Source organism: Pseudomonas sp. 06C 126 (assembly GCF_001855215.1).
In the GTDB taxonomy this organism is placed as follows: Bacteria; Pseudomonadota; Gammaproteobacteria; order Pseudomonadales; family Pseudomonadaceae; genus Aquipseudomonas; species Aquipseudomonas proteolytica.
On record NZ_MIFU01000114.1, the window covers coordinates 1 to 18640 of the forward strand.

Here is an 18640-nt window from a genome sequence, read left to right on the forward strand (position 1 = left end):
ACACGGCCATGGATGGCCGATCGCGGCGGGCCCACGGAGCAATGCCTGACTGCGGGCATGCCGAGCCTAGGCGAGGCACCGAGTGGTGGGGCAAGAGCGTTTTGCTTACTTTTGCGCTGTTCAAAAGTGAGCCGCCGTAAGGGCGGAACCCATACCCGCCGCGACCGCGGCAACGGATATGTACACATACTCAGAAGCGCGAGTTGTGTAGATACCTATGCCGCGATGGCAAAGTGTCAGTCGATACATTAGTTGACTGATACACCGCCATCGCGGGCAAGCCCGCTCCCACATAGGTATTGCAGTGCTTTCAGGGCGCCAACGCCTTGATCACCTGATCCACATTCCCTTCCAGTTCCGCCACCGGGTCTGCGCCGTCAGTGCTCAGCACCAGCAGCTTCGATCCCCCCGCGCTGATGGCCGTTTTCACTGCCTCAGTCGGTTGACGATGGTGCAGTACCAGTGCCACGTCGTTGTCCTTCAGGCTGGTCGTCAATGTTTGCAACGCCTCGGCGGACCATTCGGTATCCGGTCGCGGATCGGTGCTGACCAACTCCAGGTTCAACCCACTCACCAGATAAGCAAAATGATCGCTCAGGCTGACCACGCTCAGGTTGTCGGCCTGGGCCAGGCGTGCCTCGCTGTCGGCAGTGAGCTTGAGCAGGCGTTGCTTGAGGCTGGCCAGGTTGCTGTCGACTTGTGCCTTGGCGCCAGGCGCCAGGCGGCTCAGGTCGGCGGCCATGACATCGGCCATGCGCCCCAGGTTGTTGCTCGATTGCCACGGCTGGCTGTTGAGGCCATCCACCGTCCCCGGTTGCAGGGCCACGCCCGGCAAACCACCGTCTACCGGGCGCGCGGCGTCCACTTCGACGATGCGGATATTGCTGCGTCGGGCCACGGGGTACAGCGGGTCATCCGGCCACAGCGAACGCAGGCCGATCGCGGCGTCGGCGTCCAGCGCCAGGGTGTGCAGGGCCGGCGCACCGCGGCCGGTAAAGTAGGAGGTCTGGCGCGAACCCGGCAGGTTGGCCGGGGCTGCGCGTTCAAGCTTGACCTGGGTGCCCTTGAGCAGGGTTTCGGCCAGGCCGTAGGTTACGGGCAAGGCCGCCAGGACCTTGACCGGTTTGGCCGATTGGGCGGCGGCCGGCAGTGGTTTGGCAGGGGCGGCTGCCAGCAGCGCAGGGCTGATCAGGCAAGCGATGGCCAGGGCCAGGGGGCGTAGAACAGGGCGCATTATCCAAGATTCCCTTTCAGGCTGGGGACCGTGCCGCGCGCAATGGCGGCCAGGGCGAAGGCGATGCCGGCGACAAGGATGATCGCGGCACCGGACGGGATGGGCAGGTCGAAGATGATCGGCAGCAGAATCCCGCACAGGGTGCTGACCGTGGCAATCACCACCGAGATCCAGAAGAACCCCTTGAGCGACTGGCTCAACAGGCGCGCCGCAGCGGCCGGAATCACCAGCAGGGCACCCACCAGGATCGCGCCGATGACCTTGACTGCCGCCACGGTGATCAGGGTCACGAGGATCACGAACAGGTAGTCCAGGGTCTTCACGGCCACACCACGCACGGCGGCCAGCTGTGGGTTGAAGCTGGCGAGCATGATGCGGTTGTACAGCGGCAGCGCCAGGGCCATCACCAGTGCCCCGACAATCGCCAGCACCAGCAGGTCATTGCCGTTGACGGTCAGGACCGAACCAAACAGCACGTTTTCCAGGATGTGTACGTTGATCTTGCCCGCCAGGATCAGCAACAGGCTTGCGCCCAGCGCCAGGGACACCGAGAGGAACACGCCGATCAGCGTATCGGGGGCCAGGCCGGTGCGGTTGCGCAGGTAGTTGAGCAGGATGCCGAACAACAGGCAGTAACCGAACAGGCTGCCGTAAGGCCCGGTGTAGGGTTCCCCCAGCAGAATGCCCACGGCCACGCCGGTGAGTGCGGCGTGGCCGACAGCTTCGGAGAAGAACGCAAAGCGCTTGACCACCACCAGCGTGCCCAGGCCACCCAGCACCGGGCCGATCAGTAGGCCGGCGAGCAGGGCGTTGACCACAAACCCATAGGCCAGGGCTTCGGGCAGGTAGCCGGACGAGGCCCAGCCCTGGACCATCAAGCGAAAGGCTTCGTAGCTCATTGGGCTGCGCTCCGTGGGTGAGTGGAAAACAGCGTCAGCAGGCGCTCCGGGGTCAGTGCCTCTTTGGGCGTGGCGTCGAACAGCAAGCGGCGGTTCAGGCCGGTGACACGGTCCGCCAGGCGACCGACAGCCTCCAGGTCGTGTTCGATCCACAGCACGGTGATCCGGGCCCGGCGCCAGTCGCCCAGCAGGCGCTCGAACACCTGGATCCCGGCTTCGTCGAGGGCCGACATCGGTTCATCGAGCACCAGCAGTTGCGGCGCCGGGATCAAGCCCTGGGCCAGCAACACACGCTGGCGCTCACCGCCGGACAGCGCGCCCATGCGACGCTTGCGCTTGTCTTGCATGCCCACGCGCTCCAGCGCCTCGCCAATTGCGCCGGCGTAATGCCGGGACAGGCCGAGAAACGCCGGGCGCCGCTGGCACATCGCGGCCATGAAGTCATCGACGGTCATCGGCAGGCCCCGGTCGAATTCCAAGGCCTGGGGCACGTAGCCGATGGTGCCGGGAGTTCCCGGCCAATGCAGGCTCAGTTGGCCCTGGTGCGGGGTCTGCCCCAGCAGCGTCTTGATCAGCGAGCTCTTGCCGCCGCCGTTGGGGCCGACCAGGGCGTGGATACTGCCCGGTTGCACCTGGAAGCTGACGTTATCGAGGATCGCGGTACGGCCCAGGGTCAGCGAGACGTTATCGAATTCAATCGTTGGGCCGATGCTGGCCACACTCAGGTGTTCAGCCGCCGTCATGCCCCCGACTCCTGAATGGCGCGGACCACGGTATTGAGGTTGCCGGTCATTTCCACTTCATACTTCTCGGCGCTGTATTCACCGTAGGAAATATGCGACAGCGGGTACAGCTTGACCCCCGACTCGCGCTGGATGGTATCGACGTAGGAGGACGGGAAATCCATCTCCGAGAAGATCACCTTCACGTCCAGTTCGCGCAGTTGGTCGATGGTTTTTTTCAGTTGGCTCGGGCTTGGCTCGATGCCATGGGCCGGTTCCACTACGGCGGTCACTTCCAGGCCGAACTCGCGCAACAGGTAGTCGTAGGCGGCATGCACCGTGGCCACGCGCAGGTCGGCGTTGGGCGCGCTGGTGAGTTTGGCCAGGGCATCGGCGCGCATCTGGCGCAGGCGCTTGCCGTAGGCGCGGGCATTCTGGGTGTAGGTCTTGGCATTGTCCGGGTCGAGCTTGCCCAGTTCCCGGGCGATGTTGTTGACCTGGGCAATGGAGGCGCTGATGGACAGGAAGGTGTGCGGGTTGACCACCTTGCCGGCGCCACGGGCCGCGTTGCCGGTGGCCGCCAGCAACGGCACATTGGCGTTGGCTTCTATCACCGGGATGTCCGGGCGCTCGCTGGTGGCGATCATGCGGTCGGCAAAGTCATCATGGCCGACGCCATTGAGCACGATCACATCCAGGGTGCCAATGCGCTTGATATCTTCGGCGCGTGGCTCGTAGGCGTGGGGGTTGAAGCCGGCCGGAATCAGCGGCACCACTTCGGCCTTGTCGCCGACGATATTTGCTACGTAGCTGTAGTAAGGGTGCAGGGTGATACCGATACGCAGGCGCTTGGCCGCCTCGGCATTGGCCAGTGGGGTCAGCAAGACGCTGAACAGGCCCACCAGCAGCAGGCGGAGCAAGGGAGATGACATAGACATGGGTAATCGATCTTCTCTCGGAGACAGCGTGAATTCAGTGGCGATGCTGGCGGGTGACGCCAGCGTCGAATTGCGCAATGACCTGCTGCCAGCCAGCGGCGATCAGCCCCTGGTCGCTCAGGTCGGTGGGGGCAGCCAGACTGGCGCTGCGGTTGAGCCAGATATCCGGCTCGCTACCGTTCACGCGCATCAGCAGTGAACCGCTGGTGTCATTGGCCTGGCTCAAGCCCAGGTACGCAGAAGGCGCCAACAACTGCCAGCGGTGGTCGCCACGGCTGACCGAACTGGCGTCCTGGGCGAAGGGCGCGAAGCCTTCTTCGGCCAGTTGCGCGGGCGTCGGCAGCGCGCTTTGTTCCTGCGCCAGCAACTGGATTTCATCCAGGGTCACCCGCAGGTCGGCGTAGATGCCTTGCTCGGCGGCGCTCAAGTCGCGACGGGCGTCCAGTTGGTGGCTGGGCACGGCCGCGACTTCCTGGGTTTCGCCATGCAGCGACACCACGGTGCCGGCGACGGCCAGGATGATCAAGCACAGCAACAGGACGTAGAGGGTCTCGTGGCCGGCACCGGCCGGCCGGACAACCTGGGTGTTGCCTGGGCTCACGCGGGTCATGGTGCCTGGATATCCGCTTGGTCGATCTCGACAACGTGGCCGGGACCGGCGTCAAACAGCACGTAGAACTCGCTGGCAGGTTTCTTGAAGGTCAACGTCGAGTCGGCCCCCAGCTTGCCGGGCACCAGGATGGTTTCGTCGTAGCCGATCACATCCAGGGTCACGCCAGGCGCGCCGCTGCCATCGGAGAAGCCGCCAGTGCACTGGATCTGCTCGCCGGGGATTTCCTTGCATTCGCACATCGGGTTGTGGGCCAGGGCGTAGTTGCTCGCACCCAGGCTGAGGGCCAGCACGGCGCAGGTGCGGGTCAGGCGCAGTAGGTTCATGGTTTGACTCCTTGCTTGTTCAACCAGGCGACAGTGGCAGGCGAAGCCTGACTCAAGGGAATGGAAGCCTGTTGCATGCTGCCGTCCCAGCCTTCCATGGTGATCCACAGTTCGGCGTCGGGCGGGGTGCGTTCGGGGATTGGCAGGGCGGCGCCCATGCGGTACGGGGTACCGAAGAAAATCACTCCGGCGGCCCGCAGGCTGCGGGGTTTGCCGATGCGCAGGTAAGTGGCCTTGACCTGATCGCCACAGGTGGCGCACAGGGCGGCATTGAAGGACTTCATCGGCCCGGCCGGATTGGGGCGGGGCGCTTCATTGCGTAGCTCAGCCAGGGTGATGCTCCATGGGCCGACCTGCACCTCGCCTATCTCGCGCTCGCCCAGGCCGGCGTCGCCGCGAAACAGCGCGGCGTCGGCAAAGTACTTGGGCATAAAGCCCAGGGGTACCAGCAACAACAGGATATTGATGTGGAACCGCCATTTGAGCCAGAAGGCGCGCAGCGGCGAGGGCGCTTGTACGGTGGTGGCCTTGCTCATTACTTGCCCTCCGAAGTTTCAGCCTGCAGGGCGCCGATGGGGTTGCCTGGCGCAGGGTTGCGCGTAGCCTTGCTGCTGCGCTTGAGAGCGTGCAGCGTAGCCAGGGCGGTGCGCTTGCTCCAGATCAACAGACCGCTGAGCACCATCATGCTCAGCAACAGGCCGAAGAAGAACCAGACCAGCTTGATCCAGATCCCGCCAAAGTCGCCGGTGTGCAACGGGCGCATGGACTCGGTGACGAACTCCAGGCCCGAGCGGTCGGACAGCAGGTGTGTGGCGGCAATTTCACCGTTGTAGGGGTTGATATCGGCGGTCTGGAACATCAGCGGGTACCAGCCGCGGCCGCCGATACTCAGGTGGCTGTAGGCATTGCTCGGCAGGCCGACGAAGCTGACGTCGAACCCCGGGATGCGCTGGCTGGCGATGTTGATGGCATCGTCCAGCGCGATCGTCGGTGGCGGTACGCCAGGCGCCGACAACGGTACTTTGTCCCGGGCGATCACCGGCACGACGGCCTCGCTGGAGATGGTGATCTGGTTGTCCGAGAGAATCGCCTGGATCAAGAACCAGGTGCCGGTGATGGAGATCACCGCGATAAACCAGATCGACCAGATGCCGCTCAGACGGTGGAAATCCCCCCAGAAAATCCGCGCGCCGTGCTTGAAACGCAGGGTGGGCTTGAAGAAACCTTTCCAGAACCGCTTGTACACCACCAGGCCAGTGACCAGCGACGCGAGCATCGGCAACCCGAGGAATGACACCAGGTACCAGCCCCAGCTGAAGCCATTGGTGAACGGCACCAGCCACCAGCCATGCAGGGCGCGGGTGAACTGGCGGAAGTTGAACGATGGGCTGATGCCCTGGATGACCCCCGTATACGGGTTGACGTAGACCGCCACGGAGCGGCCATCGGGGTAGCTGATGTCGACGTCGAGGGCAAAGTGCGACTCGTCCGGACGGACGATGGACTCGACAATGGCCTTGGGCTCGGCCTGCTTGATCGCAGCCAGGATTTGGTCGTAAGTGAGCAGTTCGGCATCGTCCGACGGCTTGCTGGCGCGCATTTCCGGGTTGGCCAGCCACACGATTTCCTGGCTGACCACCGCCAGGGTCCCGGTGACGCAGACGATCAGTACGAAGAACCAGATGGGCAATGCCAGCCAGCTGTGTACGAGAAACCAGAGTTTGGAGCGTGACTTCTTCGACATGTCTAGGAGGGTCTTGATCGGAGGGGGGCAGAAAAGGCCCGGGAAAGGCCGGTCGTAGCTTTTGCTTACGCGACGGGCTGTATCTAAGTTAAGACGGATGAGAATCGCAAAACCCTAAGGCGGAAATGAAAGCAAATGTTTCCAATGTGCAACAAACACCTGTATGAGCTGGCTTGCCAGCGAAAATCTCCAACGATTACGCGGGTTACCTGTTGCTATTGTTCTCGGGTTTTTCGCCGGCAAGCCGGCTCCTACAGGTGATTGGGGTTAGGCGAACAGCTCCTTGGCGCGCTGGCGGATCTGTTCCTCGGTCAGTTCTTCGGTATGGGTGGCAAGGAACCAGACATGCCCGAAGGGATCTTTCACTGTGCCCGAGCGATCGCCGTAGAACCGATCCTCGGGTTCGCAAATGCCTGTACCGCCGGCCGCGATCGCTTGTTTGTACTGCGCGTCGACGTCCGCCACATAGAGGTGCAAGCCAACACTGGCAGGATGCTCTCCAGGCGTGCCAAGCGGCATTTCGGCACAGGGTGACGCCAGCATGATCGGCGAGTCGCCAATGCGCAGCTCGGCATGGCCGACCTTGCCATCGGGCATATCCAGGCGCATGACAACGGTGGCACCGAAGGCCTTCTTGTAGAACTCGATGGCTTCAGCGGCCTTGTCGATACCCAAGTAGGGCGTGATGCTGTGATAGCCCTCGGGGATAGGTTTGACGCTCATTTCGCTCTCCTTGATGGTTGTTCAGGGGCCCGGTTTTTCCGGTTTCCTCACTATAGGCCAAGTTTTTCGTCGCCTCCTGGCAGCCGACGACCGCGCTGTAACGGCGTCCTGAACATTTTCTCGAACAGAGGCTTGACCTTGACTTAACTAGAGGTCTTACCCTGCACGGCACCTACAACTAAAGGGGATTTGTCATGCAGACTTGCGCGAAAAGTCATGGGTTTACCCAATTAATCGAGTTTCAGATCGAGCCTCGCCAGCAGTCCGCCCTGGTGTCGGCGCTGTCTGAGCAGACCGAGCGCCTGGCCCAAGGCCATGAGGGTTTTTTGAGTGCCAGTGTGCAGGTCAGTGATGATGGACGGCGCGTGCTCAACTACCTGCAATGGCAGACCCGCGAAGATGGCGATGCGGCGTTCAATCGCCTGGAGTGCGAGGGCGGGGACTTCTGGACCTTGATTTGCGCCCACCAGGCCACGGCCGTGACCTTCGGTTCATTCCAAGTGCTGCGCAGCATAGAGCGCAGCGCCGACAATGCACTGGCGTGCAACTTATATCGATAGATGCAACATGCGTTCGCCTTGCAGGTTTTCCCCGGGGCGGCGCTTGTTGACCGCCAGTTCGCCGATCTTGATCAGGCGTGTGCGCGTGACATTGCGGCTCAGGCCCAGCAGGTTGGCGGTGTGCACCTGGTTGTAGTGGCTGAAACGGTAGGCGGCGCGTAGCAGCGCGTCTTCGACCTTCTCATGGAGTGCGCCGGCCTGTTCGTCAAACAGCTTCTGGAAGGCCCGCTCCAATAAGGCTTCGGCACTATTGTCGACCCCGTGCTGGCTGTCGTCCTGGCGCTCGATGCGCATATTCGAGAGGCGCAGGTCGTCGCGCTCGATCACACCGTTGCGGCAAATCAGCAAGGTGTGATGAATGACGTTTTCCAACTCGCGGATATTGCCCGGCCAACTGTAGCTCCTGAGCTTTTGCTCGGCCTCGGGGCTGATGGTGATGGGGCCGTAGCCCAGGCGCTGGCTGTAGGCGTCGATAAAGTGGCGGGTCAGGGGCAGGATGTCGCCGGGGCGTTCGCGCAACGGGCTCAGTTCCAGGCTGACCACGTCCAGGCGGTAATACAGGTCTTCACGGAAATGCCCGGCGTTGATGGCCTTTTCCAGTTGCACATTGGTCGCCGCCAGTACCCGCACGTCAATGGCAATGCTCTTGCGTGAGCCCAGGCGCACCACTTCGCGCTCTTGCAGGACGCGCAGCAGCTTGACCTGGATGGCCATGGGCAGATCACCGATCTCATCGAGGAACAAGGTGCCGCCGTCGGCCTCTTCGAACCAGCCGGCCTTGGCGCTGAGGGCGCCAGTGAACGCGCCTTTTTCATGGCCGAATAACTCCGCTTCCACCAGGGATTCGGAAAAGGCCCCACAATTGACCGCCACGAAGGGCCGGTTGCGCCGGGCGCTGAGGTTGTGGATGTGGCGGGCCACCAGCTCTTTACCGGTGCCGGTTTCGCCGATGATCAGCACGCTGGCTTCGCTGGGGGCCACTTGCTGGATATGCGCGAGCAGGGCCTGGGACTTGGGGTCTTCGAAGACTTGCGCGGTGGCGCGAATCGACGTGGCGAGGGCGGGCGAGGGCGGTAGGGTCAAAAGCTGCATGGGCACCTCTAGGAATAGAACGTTGGCGTCGGCAGGGACTGGTTCAAGGCCCAGTCGCCCAATTCGTGGAGTTTGTAGTCCACCGGGTCGTGCAGGCTTTGGGTGCGCAGGTTGCGCCAGTGGCGGTCCAGGCGCAGCGAGGCGTGGGTGGAGCGGGCGCCGGTGACCTCAAACAGACGGCTGCACAGCTCCAGGCCGTTGCGGGTGGCGGCGACCTTGGCCGTGGCGATGGCAATCGCCAGTTGCCCGCGCTCGTGTTCGCTCAAGGCAGGGCCCTTGGCCCAGGCCTGGTCCAGCAGCTCGGCGGCCCGTTGTACCAGTAGGCGCACGCCTTCGAGTGCGACCCAGAATTCGCCGTAGTGGCTGAGCACATAAGGGTCCTGACGCACATCCTGGACGCTGGATTTATGCCAGGGCCGTGTTTCGGCGAGGGTGTAGTTACGCGCTTCCTCAAACGCGCCTTCGGCAATGCCGAGGAACATTTGGGTGAACGTCAGTTGGGCAATCAGCGGACGCAGGCAGGCGAACGGCGTGCTCAGGGGACCGGGGTCCAGCAACAGTTCCGACTCTTCGACCCTGACGCGCTCGAAGCTGGTGCTGCCGCTGTCGGTCTGGCGTTGGCGGATACTGTTCCAGTCGTTGTGCACGGTGATGCCGCTGCGTGCGCTGGGGATGGCGGCGATCAGCAGCTTGCCGCCGGCGCTTTCGTCGACTGCCGAGGCGATCAGCATCTGTGAGTCGCTGGCGCCGGAGCAGAAGCTCTTTTTTCCGGAGAATTCGCGCCAGCCGCCAAAGTCCTTGACCACCGTGCGCGTATCCAGGGGGTTGAGGGCATTGCCCCAGAACCAGTGCTTGCGGGCGGTCTGTTCGAACCAGGGCTGCCATTGCTCCGGGCGGGAAAACAGGCGCACGGTGGCCAGCATCAGATGATGGAAGCCGAAGACGTGGGCGATGGAGCTGTCGACCTTGGCGAACTCGCGCACGACCTCCAGGGTTTCGCTCCAGCGTGCGCCAAGGCCGCCGTACTGGGTGGGAATGCTCAGTGCCAGCAGGCCACTGTGGCGCAGGGCATCGCGCTCGGCCTTGGGCGTGCCGCCGCGCTCGTCACGCTCTACGGCGCTGAGGGCGAACTCGGCGGCCAGCAGCTTGGCGGTTTGCAAAGGGGATGGCAGGACGCTATGGGGTTTGGCTGGCACGCGGTGCTCCTGAAAAATCACATGCGCTGTAGGCACCGGCATGCCGGCTCCTACAAAGGTGGGTCAGGCTTTTGCGGTGGCAGGCAGCACATCGTTGGCGATCATTTCGCCGAACGGCCCGGTGAGGTTGGTGATGCCGCGTCCGGCCAGGCTGGCGTAGGGTTCGGGCAGCAGCGGGAATACCAGCTCGGCAAAGCGATAGGCTTCTTCCAGGTGCGGGTAGCCGGAGAAGATGAAGCTCTCGATGCCCAGGTCGGCGTATTCCTTGATCCGCTCGGCCACTTGTTGTGGGTTGCCTACCAGCGCGGTGCCGGCGCCTCCGCGTACCAGGCCGACGCCGGCCCACAGGTTGGGGGCGATTTCCAGGTTGTCGCGCCGCCCATCGTGCAGGGCGGCCATGCGGCGCTGGCCTTCGGAGTCAAAGCGCGAGAAGGATTTTTGCGCGGCGGCAATGGTCTCGTCGCTGATGTGTTCGATCAACTTGGCTGCTGCCTGCCAGGCTTCGTCTTCGGTTTCGCGCACAATCACATGCAGGCGGATGCCGAACTTGACGGTGCGACCATGGCGCGCCGCACGTTCGCGTACATCGGCGAGTTTCTCGGCGACGGCTGCGGGCGGTTCGCCCCAGGTCAGGTACACGTCGACCTGTTCGGCGGCGAGATCGTGGGCTGCATCGGACGAGCCGCCGAAGTACAACGGAGGGTAAGGTTTCTGAACCGGCGGGTAGAGGGCCTTGGCGTTCTGCACCTTCAGGTGTTTACCTTCAAAGTCCACGGACTCGCCTTGCAATACTCGACGCCAGATCTTGAGGAATTCATCGGTCACCTCATAACGTTCACTGTGGTCGAGGAAGCTGCCGTCACCGCGGTTTTCATCGGGATCGCCGCCGGTCACCACGTTGATCAGCAGGCGGCCGTTGGACAGGCGGTCGAGGGTGGCGGCCATGCGCGCGGACACGGTGGGCGAGATGATCCCCGGGCGGATTGCCACCAGGTAGCGCAGGCGTTCTGTCAAGGGCACCAGTGCCGAGGCAATCACCCAGGAGTCTTCGCAGGAGCGGCCGGTGGGAATCAGCACGCCGTGGTAGCCGAGGTTGTCGGCGGCCTGGGCTACTTGCTTCAGATAGTTGAGGGTGACTGGGCGTGCACCCTGGGTAGTCCCCAGGAAATGGCCGTCGCCATGGGTCGGAAGAAACCAGAAAACATCCATGACAAGTCCTTGAGCGATGTTCAACAGAGAGTGTTGCCCGGCCAACAGTTGTGGAAACAACAGTTGCGGCGTTGGGGGACCGTTATAGAACGTCTGGTTTATTCCGTAAACGAACGTATTTCTCTATTTATAGATCCATAAGGAATATGTCGGATTGGCTGATAGCGACTATCACAGCGGATGATTTTTCCCTGCAAAGGCGTGGGAGTAGCCTGTGTTCATTGCCTTGACGCCCGATTCGCAGGACCTTCGCCATGAACCATTACCTCACTGTTGCCTTGTTGCTGGTTGCCTCTTTGCTTGCCGGTTGTGCCTCCCCTCCGGCACCCGAGTTGCGCCCCTACACCGCCGAGGAGGCCAGGCAGTTGGCGATGGAAGGGCTTAACCGCCGTGGCTTGTCGTTTGACGAATATCAACAGAAGAAAGCCGAGCTGTCTGCCCAGCCACAGACACCTTTTGGCTTTGATCGCCAGGGTGAAATGAATGCAGAGCGCAACGTGATGTTGCATGACCGTCCCAGCTAAAAGCGTTGGCTGTGGTCCCAAGCCCGAAGTTCTTCGCAGGAACTTCGGGCTTTTTGTTTTCCATCCTTTTCATCGAGCCTGTTAAGCTCAATTTCAGGAGCGTTCCTACGCACTTTTCAATTCTTTAACGGCATCCGATCGGGTTAACCTGACGATCTCTGTACTGGTCGCTGCCCCTGGGACGCTGATCTCGGGAACATGCTCTGCGGGTCTTTAAACGTCATGAATAAACGTCCTTTGTATTTCGACTACGCCGCCACCACGCCGGTGGATGAGCGGGTCATCCAGGTCATGGTCGAGTGCCTGGGTTTCAATGCCAATTTCGGTAACCCCGCATCCAGCTCCCATGCGTTTGGCCAACAGGCCCGGCACACGGTCGAGCAGGCGCGTCGGCAGGTGGCGGAGCTGGTCGGCGCCCAGCCCGAACAGATCGTCTGGACCTCGGGCGCCACCGAATCCAACAACCTGGCGCTCAAGGGCGTGGCCCAGGCGCGGGGCGTGGCCGGTGGTCATATCATCACCAGCCAGATCGAGCATAAGGCGACGCTGGACACCGCACGCCAATTGCAGGAGGCCGGGGTTGCCGTGACCTACCTGGTGCCGGACGCCGATGGCCTGATCACCGCCGAGGCGGTCAGCCAGGCACTGCGTGAAGACACGTTCCTGGTGTCGTTGATGCTGGTCAACAACGAACTGGGTACGCTCAACGACATCCCGGCCATTGGCGCGCGAGTGCGTGAGCATGGCGCACTGCTGCATGTGGATGCGGCGCAAGGGGCGGGCAAGGTCGAGATCGACCTGGCGCGCTGGCCGGTCGACCTTATGTCGTTTTCTGCACACAAGCTGTATGGCCCCAAAGGCATCGGTGCGTTGTATGTCGGGCCGCGGGCGCAGCAGAACGTCACCGCACAGATCCACGGGGGTGGTCATGAAGGTGGGCTGCGCTCGGGTACCCTGGCGACCCACCAGATTGCAGGCATGGGCAGTGCCTTTGCGTTGGCCGGGCAATTTTTTGCTGAAGAGTCGGCGGGGATTGTCGCCCTGCGCCAGCGTCTGCTGGAGCAAGTGCTGGCTATCCCCGGCGTGCGCCTGAACGGCAGTGCCACCCAGCGTATTCCCCACACCTTGAGCCTGACGTTCAGCGAGGGTGAGTTCAATTCGGCGGCCTTGAGCGCCGGTATCGCGTTTTCGGCGACCTCTGCCTGTAATTCGGCAAGCAATGCGCCGTCCCATGTATTGCTTGCCCTGGGGCATGATGCGCGCAGCGCCGGTCGCACCATTCGCCTGAGCTTGGGGCGCTTCACCACCGAGCAGGATATCGATCAGGCGGTGCAATTGATCAAGAGCTCGCTGGCCAGCGCACCGGCCTTCTGGGCGGTTTGAAACATATAAAAATTATTAGTGGTTAGCAGGAGACAAGATGAGTACGCAGCCTTTGACCCATGGAACGGTTCCCCAGCGCCTGGCGCATACCCGCGAGTTGATGCAGCGCGAGGGCATCGATGCCCTGCTGGTGCCATCGGCCGATCCGCACCTGTCCGAATACCTGCCGGGCTACTGGCAGGGGCGGCAGTGGTTGTCGGGGTTTCATGGGTCGGTAGGCACGCTGATCGTCACCGCTGATTTTGCCGGTGTCTGGGCTGACAGCCGTTACTGGGAGCAGGCGAGCAAGGAGCTGGGCGGCAGCGGTATTGAGTTGGTGAAGCTGCAACCGGGGCAGCCCGGCCCGTTGGAATGGTTGGGTGAGAACACTCCAGAAGGTGGGGTAGTGGCAGTGGACGGCGCGGTGATGGCCGTTGCATCGGCCCGCACCCTGGGCAGCAAGTTGGCGGAGCGTGGCGCTCGCCTGCGTACTGATATCGATTTGTTGAGTGAGGTCTGGACTGACCGTCCGGAGCTGCCAAACCAGCCGATCTACCAGCACCTGCCGCCCCAGGCCACCGTCAGCCGAGGCGAAAAGCTCGCGGCACTGCGCGCCAGCCTGAAGGACAAAGGCGCGGATTGGCATTTCATTGCCACCCTGGATGACATTGCCTGGCTGTTCAACCTGCGCGGTGCAGATGTTTCGTTCAACCCGGTGTTTGTGTCGTTCGCCCTGATCAACCAGCAGCAGGCAACGCTATTTGTTGCCCTCGGCAAGGTCGATGCCTCGTTGCGTGGGGTGCTGGAACAGGATGGCGTGACACTGCGTGACTACAGTGAAGTGGCGGCGGCCCTGGCTGAAGTGCCGGACGGTGCCAGCCTGCAGGTGGATCCAGCACGCGTGACTGCCGGGTTGCTGGATAACCTGGGCAGTGGCGTCAAGCTGGTGGAAGGGCTCAACCCGACCACGCTGGCCAAGTCTCGCAAAAGCCTGGCGGATGCCGAGCATATTCGCCGGGCGATGGAACAGGATGGCGCGGCCTTGTGCGAGTTTTTCGCCTGGCTGGACTCGGCCCTGGGGCGCGAGCGCATCACTGAGCTGACGATCGATGAACACCTGACTGCCGCACGAACCCGGCGCCCCGATTATGTGTCGCTGAGTTTCAATACCATCGCCGCGTTCAACGGCAATGGCGCGATGCCCCATTACCACGCCACGGAAGAAGAGCACGCGGTGATCGAGGGTGATGGCCTGCTGTTGATCGACTCAGGTGGCCAGTACCTGGGCGGCACCACTGATATCACGCGCATGGTGCCAATCGGCACGCCGAGCGAAGAGCAGAGGCGCGATTGCACCCGTGTGCTCAAGGGCGTGATTGCCCTGTCGCGCGCGCAATTTCCCAAGGGCATTCTCTCTCCGTTGCTGGACGCCATCGCCCGTGCGCCGATCTGGGCCGAAGGTGTGGATTACGGTCATGGCACCGGTCACGGGGTTGGCTACTTTCTCAATGTCCATGAAGGCCCGCAGGTGATTGCCTACCAGGCTGCGGCCGCGCCGCACACCGCGATGCAGCCGGGAATGATTACCTCCATTGAACCGGGTACTTATCGTCCGGGGCGTTGGGGGGTGCGTATCGAGAACCTGGTGTTGAACCGGGAGGCGGGTAAGACCGAGTTCGGTGAGTTCCTCAAGTTCGAAACCCTGACTCTGTGCCCGATCGATACCCGTTGCCTGGTACCGTCATTGTTGACGATCGAGGAGCGGCAGTGGTTCAACGACTACCACGCTGAGGTGCGTCAACGCTTGAGCCCGTTGCTCAGTGGCGCCGCGCTTGAGTGGTTGCAAGTGCGTACGGCCGCGATATAAGGGCTGACTGCTCGCAGGTCTGGGCCTGCGAGCAGGATGCTGGTGTTAACTCAAGGCTTCGCGGACAAAATCCAGGCGATCCTGGCCGAAGAACAGCTGTTGACCGACAAACAGGCTAGGCGCACCAAACACGCCACGGGCAATCGCTTCTTCGGTCTTGTGCTTGAGGGCGTTCTTTACTGCCTCATCCTGGGCCAGTTCCAGTACCTGGGCAGGGTCAAAGCCGTGTTCTGCCAAGACCGCTGCTACCACTGCCGGATCCCCCAGGTTGCGTCCATCCACCCATAACGCTCGGAACAGGCAGTCGATGAAGTCGATAAAACGCTCTGGCTGGCGTAGTTGAATGCCGGTGACGGCGCGCATCAGTGTCAGGGTGTTGATGGGGAAGTGCGGGTTGAACTTGAGGGGAACACCGTAACGCTTGGCGTAGCGTGCCAGGTCTTGCAGCAGATAGCGGCCTTTGGCCGCAATGGTGATGGGCGAGGCATTGCCGGTGGCTTTGAAGATGCCGCCCAGCAGGATCGGCTGGTACACCAGTTGGCTGCCGGTTTCAGCACAGATACCGGGCAGTTGGGTGTAGGCCAGGTAGGTGGTGGGACTGCCGAGGTCGAAGAAAAATTCCAGGGTTTTGTTCATGTCGGATGCTCGCTGCTTATTGTTATGTAGGCGTGCTTACCAGGTTTCGTTCCAGGGGCGCAGGTCCAGTTCGAAGGTCCAGGCGTCCCGTGGCTGGCTGTGCAGGTGCCAATAGTTGTCGGCGATATGCTCTGGATCAAGGATGCCATCCTGGTCCTTGAGTGCGTATTTGGTTGGGAAGTTGTCGCGGATGAAGTCGGTGTCGATGGCGCCATCCACTACCACGTGGGCTACATGGATGTTCATCGGGCCAAGCTCGCGCGCCATGCTTTGAGCGAGGGCGCGAATGCCGTGCTTGGCGCCGGCGAAGGCAGCGAAGCCGGCGGCGCCGCGTAACCCGGCTGTGGCACCGGTAAACAGGATAGTCCCGCGCCGGCGGGTCACCATGCGCTTGGCCACTTCCCGGGCATTCAGGAAGCCTGAGAAGCAGGCCATCTCCCAGATCTTGAAATATTTGCGTGCGGTTTCTTCGAGGATGCTGCAAGGCACATTGGCGCCGATGTTGAACACGAAGGCTTCAATCGGACCCAACTCGCTTTCGATCTGCTCGATCAGCGCGATCACCTCATCCTCCTTACGCGCATCACAGGCAAAGCCGTGGGCTTCGCCACCGGCCGCTTGAATACTCTCCACCAGAGGCTGCAGTTTGTCGGCACTGCGTCGGGTGACGCAGGCCACATAACCTTCACGGGCAAAACGCTTGGCGATGGCGCCGCCTGTAGCGTCGCCTGCGCCGACGACCAGCACGATTTTCTTATTTTCAGTCATGGGAAACCCTTTAGTAAACGGTCGTTAACTAAACGCACGTTATGCTACGCTTCGGCAGGCGTCAAGGTGGTGAATTCATGGGGAGAAGCGATGCGCTATTCAGTCAGTCACAAGCAGCAAACCAGAGATAAGCTCCTGCAGAGCAGCGCGGCCCTGGCTAAAAAAGAAGGGTTTGCCAGTGTTGGCGTGGATGGTTTGATGAAGGCCATTGGCTTGAGTGGAGGGGCGTTCTATAGCCATTTTTCCTCCAAGGACGCGTTGTTCAGCTCAATCGTCGAGCACGAGTTGAGCCAAAGCCTTGCGCGTTTGGGGGAAGGGGAGGTGCAGAGTCGAGAGCGCCTGGACCGCTGCCTCAAGATCTATTTGAGCATGGCCCACGTGGAGCAGGTGCAAGACGGGTGCGCATTGCCGAGCATGGGGGCGGAGATTGCTCGTGCTGATATAGCTGTACGCCAACAGGCGCAAGAGTGGATTTGTCGGTTGCAGGCCAACTGGGCACGGACTTTGGAGAGTGACAGCTTGGCCTGGGCGATGTTGTCCCAGTGCGTGGGGGCACTGGTGGTGGCTAGAATGATGGTTGACCCGGACGTTCAGGCGCGGGTGCTTTCATCGAGCTATAAAGAGCTCAGCCAGAGGATCGCCCAGCCATGACTACTTACTTGCAGAGCACGATCATGCTGCGGCTGGTATAGCCGGCAGGGTTGATACCGAAAGGGTAGTCACCTGGCTCTTCGGTGTTGTCGCCGGACTTGGCGATCACCCGATAGCCCTTCTTGCCGCACGAGTTTGCTGCGCTGGTGTAGCACTGATCCCAGGAGGAGGACAGGCCAGAGCAGTTGATATGCAGCCCTTTCTTTCCGCGTTTGACTTCGGTCTTGGTGGTTGCGGCACATCCCGCCAGGGCGATGACGACAAGCACTATCAAAATTCGCTTCATTACCATCCTTAATAGCCGCGCCGTTGGAATGCCCGATGCTGGCTTTGCTCGCTCTCAAGTGTAGCGTTCGTGGATGTCCTTATTCGAAAATCTCCATGACTGACACTGAGTTACGGCCTAAACATGGCCTAATTGAGCGGCAAATGCCAGAGCTTCGTTAAATCCTGTCTCAATCTGCCGCGACGATTGGCTTTGACTGGCTGCGCATGGTCAGCGTTGCACCCACGGAGGCCAGGATAATGCAGGCGATCGCGAGCCATTGGGCCAGGGACAGGTATTCCTGAAGGAAAAACAGACCGGAAAGCGCGCCGAATGCGGGCTCGATACTCATCAAGGTACCGAAGGTGCGTGCGGGCAGTCGGGTCAGAGCGACCATCTCCAGGGTATAGGGAAGGGCAGTTGAAAGAATCGCCACGCCAATGGCGATGGGAATCAGCGCGGGTGTCAGCAGGGCGCTACCGGCATGGACGATACCGATAGGGGCCACGAACAGTGCGGCGATCATTACGCCAAGGGCGGCTGTTTGGACGCCGTTGTCCGCGCCAGCTTTTTGCCCGAACAGAATATAGAGTGCCCAGCAGATACCCGCCCCCAAAGCGTAGGCCGCCCCGGTCAAGTCGATGCCTTGACTGGCTTCACCAACCGGTATCAAGAGCAGTAGGCCGATGATGGCCAAGGCGATCCACAGGAAGTCAACGGCGCGCCGCGAGGCATAGATGGCCACGGCCAGTGGCCCGGTGAACTCCAGAGCCACTGCAATTCCCAAGGGCACGGTGCGTAATGACATATAGAAGAGGAAGTTCATGCCGCCAAGCGCCATCCCGTAGACGATGACGGTGCGCAGTGACTTGGCGGTGAGTTTTGCGCGCCAGGGACGAAGCAACAGCAGCATGATGATGCTGGCGAAAACCAGGCGCAGCGTAGTGGTGCCTTGGGCGCCGACAATCGGGAACATGCTTTTGGCCAGCGACGCACCTGACTGGATCGAGGCCATGGCGATGAGCAGCAGCCCGACAGGGAAAAGTGCGGAGCCCAGGCTGCGGGATGAGGTGGTCATTGGGGGTGTTTGTCCAGGTCATATAAAGGCAGAAGCCACTATGATGATCAACTGGTTCGGAATGGGCAATATATTGCTCAAATTTGTGCGTGCTATCTGTAGAGCGAAGGGCTTTGAGTATTTCGATAGGAAAACCAAATTAACGGTTGACGGCGAATTATATCTGTCTATAATTCGCCCCACTTCCGGCGCAGTCGAAACGGAAAACTCCTTGGTAAACAATGAGTTATGCGAGA

The 18640-nt window shown here is 61.6% G+C and carries 22 protein-coding genes; 6 read left to right on the plus strand and 16 right to left on the minus strand.

The genetic code is table 11. From position 1 onward, the window contains the following. Nucleotides 1-310: 310 nt before the first annotated feature. The 9 genes from BHC62_RS22370 to BHC62_RS22410 form a co-directional block, all read right to left on the minus strand. Entirely contained in the window at nucleotides 311-1234 is a 924-nt protein-coding gene (locus BHC62_RS22370) for a metal ABC transporter solute-binding protein, Zn/Mn family (protein WP_070996196.1), read from the minus strand. Further along, the gene (locus BHC62_RS22375; protein ID WP_003208998.1) at nucleotides 1234-2133 is read right to left on the minus strand and encodes a metal ABC transporter permease; all 900 of its coding nucleotides are present in this window, start codon (nucleotides 2131-2133) and stop codon (nucleotides 1234-1236) included. Before BHC62_RS22375 ends, BHC62_RS22370 begins: the two co-directional genes overlap by 1 nt. Further along, on the minus strand, nucleotides 2130-2876 hold the full coding sequence (locus BHC62_RS22380) for a metal ABC transporter ATP-binding protein (RefSeq protein WP_070996197.1): 747 nt from the start codon (nucleotides 2874-2876) through the stop codon (nucleotides 2130-2132). The genes BHC62_RS22375 and BHC62_RS22380 overlap by 4 nt, the downstream gene beginning before the upstream one ends. Next, nucleotides 2873-3793 carry a metal ABC transporter substrate-binding protein gene (locus tag BHC62_RS22385; RefSeq protein ID WP_029300635.1) on the minus strand — a complete coding sequence of 307 codons (921 nt, stop codon included), beginning with the start codon at nucleotides 3791-3793 and terminating at the stop codon, nucleotides 2873-2875. The genes BHC62_RS22380 and BHC62_RS22385 overlap by 4 nt, the downstream gene beginning before the upstream one ends. 34 nt (nucleotides 3794-3827) lie before the next feature. Next, on the minus strand, nucleotides 3828-4403 hold the full coding sequence (locus BHC62_RS22390; protein WP_070996198.1) for a DUF6162 family protein: 576 nt from the start codon (nucleotides 4401-4403) through the stop codon (nucleotides 3828-3830). After that, nucleotides 4400-4729: a hypothetical protein gene (locus BHC62_RS22395; RefSeq protein WP_029300639.1), complete on the minus strand. Its 330-nt coding sequence runs from the start codon at nucleotides 4727-4729 to the stop codon at nucleotides 4400-4402. The genes BHC62_RS22390 and BHC62_RS22395 overlap by 4 nt, the downstream gene beginning before the upstream one ends. Then, the gene (locus BHC62_RS22400) at nucleotides 4726-5265 is read right to left on the minus strand and encodes a hypothetical protein (protein WP_029300641.1); all 540 of its coding nucleotides are present in this window, start codon (nucleotides 5263-5265) and stop codon (nucleotides 4726-4728) included. Before BHC62_RS22400 ends, BHC62_RS22395 begins: the two co-directional genes overlap by 4 nt. Beyond that, the gene (locus tag BHC62_RS22405; RefSeq protein ID WP_029300642.1) at nucleotides 5265-6473 is read right to left on the minus strand and encodes a PepSY domain-containing protein; all 1209 of its coding nucleotides are present in this window, start codon (nucleotides 6471-6473) and stop codon (nucleotides 5265-5267) included. The genes BHC62_RS22400 and BHC62_RS22405 overlap by 1 nt, the downstream gene beginning before the upstream one ends. 267 nt (nucleotides 6474-6740) lie before the next feature. After that, a complete protein-coding gene (locus tag BHC62_RS22410) occupies nucleotides 6741-7196 on the minus strand; it encodes a VOC family protein (RefSeq protein ID WP_029300644.1) in 456 nt (151 codons plus the stop codon). A 194-nt stretch (nucleotides 7197-7390) separates the two neighbouring features. Between BHC62_RS22410 and BHC62_RS22415 the strand changes: the two genes are divergently transcribed. Next, nucleotides 7391-7756 (plus strand): antibiotic biosynthesis monooxygenase, encoded by a 366-nt coding sequence (locus BHC62_RS22415; protein ID WP_029300646.1) that lies wholly within the window; start codon nucleotides 7391-7393, stop codon nucleotides 7754-7756. Here the strand turns inward: BHC62_RS22415 and BHC62_RS22420 are convergent. The 3 genes from BHC62_RS22420 to ssuD all read right to left on the minus strand — a co-directional run bounded on the left by BHC62_RS22420 (nucleotide 7745) and on the right by ssuD (nucleotide 11253). Further along, entirely contained in the window at nucleotides 7745-8848 is a 1104-nt protein-coding gene (locus tag BHC62_RS22420) for a sigma-54-dependent Fis family transcriptional regulator (RefSeq protein ID WP_070996199.1), read from the minus strand. The genes BHC62_RS22415 and BHC62_RS22420 overlap by 12 nt on opposite strands. Nucleotides 8849-8856: 8 nt before the next feature. Continuing rightward, the gene (locus BHC62_RS22425; protein WP_070996205.1) at nucleotides 8857-10044 is read right to left on the minus strand and encodes an acyl-CoA dehydrogenase family protein; all 1188 of its coding nucleotides are present in this window, start codon (nucleotides 10042-10044) and stop codon (nucleotides 8857-8859) included. A gap of 63 nt (nucleotides 10045-10107) precedes the next feature. After that, on the minus strand, nucleotides 10108-11253 hold the full coding sequence (ssuD, locus tag BHC62_RS22430; protein ID WP_029300651.1) for an FMNH2-dependent alkanesulfonate monooxygenase: 1146 nt from the start codon (nucleotides 11251-11253) through the stop codon (nucleotides 10108-10110). Nucleotides 11254-11507: 254 nt separating this feature from the next. Here ssuD and BHC62_RS22435 point away from each other — a divergent pair, with 254 nt between their 5' ends. From BHC62_RS22435 to BHC62_RS22445, 3 genes are all read left to right on the plus strand, one after another. After that, nucleotides 11508-11777, plus strand: coding sequence for a hypothetical protein (locus BHC62_RS22435; protein WP_029300653.1), 270 nt, complete (start codon nucleotides 11508-11510; stop codon nucleotides 11775-11777). Nucleotides 11778-11999: 222 nt separating this feature from the next. Beyond that, nucleotides 12000-13160, plus strand: coding sequence for a cysteine desulfurase family protein (locus BHC62_RS22440; RefSeq protein ID WP_070996200.1), 1161 nt, complete (start codon nucleotides 12000-12002; stop codon nucleotides 13158-13160). A gap of 37 nt (nucleotides 13161-13197) precedes the next feature. Next, nucleotides 13198-15006, plus strand: a complete 1809-nt coding sequence (locus BHC62_RS22445; protein WP_070996201.1) for an aminopeptidase P family protein — start codon at nucleotides 13198-13200, stop codon at nucleotides 15004-15006. 45 nt (nucleotides 15007-15051) lie between these two features. Here the strand turns inward: BHC62_RS22445 and BHC62_RS22450 are convergent, their stop codons facing one another. Continuing rightward, on the minus strand, nucleotides 15052-15642 hold the full coding sequence (locus BHC62_RS22450) for a 2-hydroxychromene-2-carboxylate isomerase (RefSeq protein WP_029300656.1): 591 nt from the start codon (nucleotides 15640-15642) through the stop codon (nucleotides 15052-15054). Between the two features lie 36 nt (nucleotides 15643-15678). Then, entirely contained in the window at nucleotides 15679-16410 is a 732-nt protein-coding gene (locus BHC62_RS22455) for an SDR family oxidoreductase (RefSeq protein WP_070996202.1), read from the minus strand. A 90-nt stretch (nucleotides 16411-16500) separates the two neighbouring features. On the opposite strand from BHC62_RS22455, the gene BHC62_RS22460 reads away from it, so the two are divergent. Beyond that, a complete protein-coding gene (locus tag BHC62_RS22460; RefSeq protein ID WP_070996203.1) occupies nucleotides 16501-17061 on the plus strand; it encodes a TetR/AcrR family transcriptional regulator in 561 nt (186 codons plus the stop codon). A gap of 4 nt (nucleotides 17062-17065) precedes the next feature. Here the strand turns inward: BHC62_RS22460 and BHC62_RS22465 are convergent, their stop codons facing one another. Together BHC62_RS22465 and rhtA are read right to left on the minus strand one after the other, a co-directional pair. Beyond that, nucleotides 17066-17347: a hypothetical protein gene (locus BHC62_RS22465; protein WP_029300660.1), complete on the minus strand. Its 282-nt coding sequence runs from the start codon at nucleotides 17345-17347 to the stop codon at nucleotides 17066-17068. A 169-nt stretch (nucleotides 17348-17516) separates the two neighbouring features. Next, nucleotides 17517-18404 (minus strand): threonine/homoserine exporter RhtA, encoded by an 888-nt coding sequence (gene rhtA, locus BHC62_RS22470; protein WP_070996204.1) that lies wholly within the window; start codon nucleotides 18402-18404, stop codon nucleotides 17517-17519. Nucleotides 18405-18447: 43 nt separating this feature from the next. Between rhtA and BHC62_RS28755 the strand changes: the two genes are divergently transcribed. After that, nucleotides 18448-18640, plus strand: a 193-nt coding sequence (locus BHC62_RS28755) for a hypothetical protein (RefSeq protein ID WP_218124034.1), incomplete at its 3' end; no start/stop codon positions are given.